A 3,185-nucleotide genomic window follows, 5' to 3' on the forward strand; every position below is an offset into this window, starting at 1 on the left:
TGGTAACTACAAACCCCCACAGTGGACTTTCACCACCTAGTTAATCGCCATGCGTGGCGCACAAGAAAAACGTTCCTACATGATTTGCAGGAACGATATAACAGGAACGGTATAAGAAGGTGAAAAAGGACTTTTCAATATTCACACATCAAATATTTCTCATACGTGTTTTCTTCTTGGGCAACAACGTATTTAACGGGCTTGCTTTACGGTGCATTTCTTTCAGGTCTTGTCCCGTCAGGTGAACGTACCGTTTCGTCATGCTCATATCCGTATGCCCCATTGTGCTTTGCAAGCCAAAGGCGTTACCGCCGTTGCGTAGGAACCACAACGCAAAACAATGCCGTAGGTCATACGGTCTGATTTTGAATCCAAGCTGTTCACTATACATTTCCAAACGGTCACCCCACGAATGACGGTTCAACGGTGTTGCCCTCGTTTGAACAAAATATCGGAACATCAACACCCCACCAATCGGGACGCACATTCATTAGTTTTCGTATGACTTCGGCAGTTGTAGGCGTAATGTCTATGCTTCTTGCCGTTCTGGTCTTCGCTACTTCGGCAGGAACGGTTACTTTCATGTGTTGAAGGTCAATGTCCTCAACAGTCAATTGAAAGGCTTCCTTCGGTCTTATCCCTGTGTCCAACGTCAAGCAAATCAGAGCGTAATCACGTAAGCCCGAAAATGTTCTCTGGTCGGGTAAAGTGAGCAGCTTCTGTAATTTTTCCTGCGGAATGTCAACAATTCTTGGCTGTGCCTTACGCTTTTTGATTCCTTGAAGCGGATTGTCCTGTAGATATCTTTCCCCTACACACCAGTCAAAAAACGCCCTCAGATACGCCAAACGCAAATTGAATGTCGCAGGCTTCACATCATCCGCCATGTACTCCAAAACAGATTTCTTCAAGTTCGGTTCTTGCCAGCAGTCAGGAAACCGTTTGAAGAAACTTTTGACATGACCCCGGTAATCTTTGAGTGTCGTTTCGCTTATACCCTGTGCCTTCTTCCACAGTAAAAATTCCTTGAACGCTTCTTCCCATGTGCAAGTAACAGTTTGAATGTTGGTTATTCGCTTCTTTGCCATAATAAAAACCCTCCATTTGCCGTTGGCAATTAGAAGGGCTAACGTTCAACCATCAGTCCAGTGCGTCTGTGAATCCTCGTTCAGCTTCACTGGACTATTCGTTTTTGTACGCATATTTTCAAAGTTGTCGAAACGCTGAAAACCGCGTCATAACTGACAAATTGGTGCGGATGGAGGGACTTGAACCCCCACGGTCGCCCGCTGGAACCTAAATCCAGTGCGTCTGCCAATTCCGCCACATCCGCTTACTGTTTTGTTTTACCTGCGTTTTGAATCCTGTCGGCTACTCTCTAGATTGTTTTTTCATTAACTCTGTGTAGTGCGGACGTTTAAGATAGTAGCACGAGTAGACCATGTTTTGCAAGAGGTAATTCTGTGTATCCAGGAATGAACCGAGCCATATGAGGCATAGAAAAACGTTCCTGCAAGTTCGCAAGAACGTTCTATGTGTACAAAAGAAAATTTTCAATTTGTGGAGCCAGCGACAGGAATCGAACCCGCGACCCACTGATTACAAGTCAGTTGCTCTACCTGCTGAGCTACGCTGGCAAGTTTTGACGATCCCTCGTAGTGGTTAAAAAAAGTCGAGAACCTGACGGGATGCGGAGATAAACTCCCGGCTGAGAAGTAGCGCTAAGGTGGCGGACCTTCGACGAACCCGGTTCGAATCCCTCATAGAGAATTCGAGAAGAAAATGGCGGAGCTGACGGGATTCGAACCCGCGGTCTCCCGCGTGACAGGCGGGCATGTTAGGCCACTACACCACAGCTCCATTGTTGGTTGCGGGGACAGGACTTGAACCTGCGGCCTTCGGGTTATGAGCCCGACGAGCTACCAACTGCTCCACCCCGCGATAGTACCTCATTTGCTCAATGAGGTGAATGGTGGAGGCTGACGGGATCGAACCGCCGACCCTCTGCTTGTAAGGCAGATGCTCTCCCAGCTGAGCTAAGCCTCCGGATACGGGCCCATCAAAGTGAAGCGAAGCGTTGCAGCAACACCGAGTACTTTGATGGGGACCCGGAAAATCACTAGAAAGATTCCGAGCTTTATATGGTGACGCGTACGGGATTCGAACCCGTGAATGCCGCCTTGAAAGGGCGGTGAGTTAAGCCGCTTCTCCAACGCGCCGAAGGAGTATGTCCACCATCATCACGATGGAGGGATTTCTCTGGAGCTTCCAACCAGAATCGAACTGGTGACCTCATCCTTACCATGGATGCGCTCTGCCGACTGAGCTATGGAAGCATGGATGGCTCCTCGAGTAGGGTTCGAACCTACGACCCTCCGGTTAACAGCCGGATGCTCTACCGCTGAGCTATCGAGGAACGATCAACTGGTGGAGATAAGCGGATTCGAACCGCTGACCCCCTGCTTGCAAGGCAGGTGCTCTACCAACTGAGCTATATCCCCAAACGCCATCAAAACAAGACTGCAAAGGAAAAAATTTGCAGAGATGATGATAGCTGGAGCGGAAGACGGGGATCGAACCCGCGGCCCTCGCCTTGGCAAGGCGATGCTCTACCGCTGAGCTACTTCCGCACATCGCCCCACGAAGTGACGTGAAGCTTCGAAGTGACTTCCGAGCCCTTCGTGGAGACCACGGAAATCACATGAATGGTGAGCCATGATGGACTCGAACCATCGACACCCTGATTAAAAGTCAGGTGCTCTACCGACTGAGCTAATGGCTCATACTCAGCTAACCATGGTCGGAGCAGCAGGATTCGAACCTGCGACCTCTTGGTCCCAAGCCAAGCGCGCTACCAAGCTGCGCCATGCTCCGAAGTGTCTTTTGGGGATAACTGGTGCTCGAAGCCGGACTTGAACCGGCACGGGAGATCCTCCCGACAGATTTTAAGTCTGTTGCGTCTGCCTATTCCGCCATTCGAGCATTTATGGCGGAGGGAGAGGGATTCGAACCCCCGTGGGCTTGCACCCTAACGGTTTTCAAGACCGCCCCGTTATGACCACTTCGGTATCCCTCCGTAAACGCTATTCCATTGTATCATAGAGAAAACAAAGCAGCCTAGCAACGACCTACTCTCCCAGGGCTCGTGCCCAAGTACCATCGGCGCTGGAGAGCTTAACTTCCGT

2 protein-coding genes, 14 tRNA genes and 1 rRNA gene are annotated in these 3,185 nt (G+C 50.1%); all 17 read right to left on the reverse strand.

Going from position 1 to position 3,185, the window contains the following annotated elements; translation table 11 throughout:
* Positions 1–148 precede the first annotated feature (148 nt).
* The gene (locus ACFO8Q_RS03335; RefSeq protein WP_380024295.1) at positions 149–424 is read right to left on the reverse strand and encodes a tyrosine-type recombinase/integrase; all 276 of its coding nucleotides are present in this window, start codon (positions 422–424) and stop codon (positions 149–151) included.
* Complete coding sequence (locus ACFO8Q_RS03340) at positions 402–1,088, reverse strand: tyrosine-type recombinase/integrase (RefSeq protein ID WP_380024296.1); 687 nt, start codon at positions 1,086–1,088, stop codon at positions 402–404. Before ACFO8Q_RS03340 ends, ACFO8Q_RS03335 begins: the two co-directional genes overlap by 23 nt.
* A gap of 162 nt (positions 1,089–1,250) precedes the next feature.
* A tRNA-Leu gene (locus tag ACFO8Q_RS03345) sits at positions 1,251–1,333 on the reverse strand.
* A 228-nt stretch (positions 1,334–1,561) separates the two neighbouring features.
* Positions 1,562–1,637: transfer RNA gene (locus tag ACFO8Q_RS03350), tRNA-Thr, on the reverse strand.
* 146 nt (positions 1,638–1,783) lie between these two features.
* Positions 1,784–1,860: transfer RNA gene (locus ACFO8Q_RS03355), tRNA-Asp, on the reverse strand.
* Between the two features lie 5 nt (positions 1,861–1,865).
* A tRNA-Met gene (locus ACFO8Q_RS03360) sits at positions 1,866–1,941 on the reverse strand.
* A gap of 29 nt (positions 1,942–1,970) precedes the next feature.
* Positions 1,971–2,046: transfer RNA gene (locus tag ACFO8Q_RS03365), tRNA-Val, on the reverse strand.
* Positions 2,047–2,142: 96 nt separating this feature from the next.
* Positions 2,143–2,219: transfer RNA gene (locus tag ACFO8Q_RS03370), tRNA-Glu, on the reverse strand.
* Positions 2,220–2,260: 41 nt separating this feature from the next.
* Positions 2,261–2,336, reverse strand: a tRNA-Thr gene (locus tag ACFO8Q_RS03375).
* Positions 2,337–2,341: 5 nt separating this feature from the next.
* A tRNA-Asn gene (locus tag ACFO8Q_RS03380) sits at positions 2,342–2,416 on the reverse strand.
* A gap of 9 nt (positions 2,417–2,425) precedes the next feature.
* Positions 2,426–2,501, reverse strand: a tRNA-Ala gene (locus tag ACFO8Q_RS03385).
* 54 nt (positions 2,502–2,555) lie between these two features.
* Positions 2,556–2,630: transfer RNA gene (locus ACFO8Q_RS03390), tRNA-Gly, on the reverse strand.
* Between the two features lie 76 nt (positions 2,631–2,706).
* Positions 2,707–2,782 (reverse strand) — tRNA-Lys (locus ACFO8Q_RS03395).
* Between the two features lie 15 nt (positions 2,783–2,797).
* Positions 2,798–2,874: transfer RNA gene (locus ACFO8Q_RS03400), tRNA-Pro, on the reverse strand.
* A 20-nt stretch (positions 2,875–2,894) separates the two neighbouring features.
* Positions 2,895–2,982: transfer RNA gene (locus tag ACFO8Q_RS03405), tRNA-Leu, on the reverse strand.
* A gap of 5 nt (positions 2,983–2,987) precedes the next feature.
* Positions 2,988–3,076: transfer RNA gene (locus tag ACFO8Q_RS03410), tRNA-Ser, on the reverse strand.
* A gap of 39 nt (positions 3,077–3,115) precedes the next feature.
* Positions 3,116–3,185 (reverse strand): 5S ribosomal RNA (gene rrf / locus ACFO8Q_RS23905); the annotation flags it as partial.

Origin of the sequence: Effusibacillus consociatus (genome assembly GCF_042652925.1) — a bacterium.
In the GTDB taxonomy this organism is placed as follows: Bacteria; Bacillota; Bacilli; order Tumebacillales; family Effusibacillaceae; genus Effusibacillus; species Effusibacillus consociatus.

What these genes read in the sequence shown, in the direction of transcription:
- ACFO8Q_RS03340 (WP_380024296.1), bottom strand. Translation starts at nt 1,088, where the DNA reads ATGGCAAAGAAGCGAATAACCAACATTCAAACTGTTACTTGCACATGG.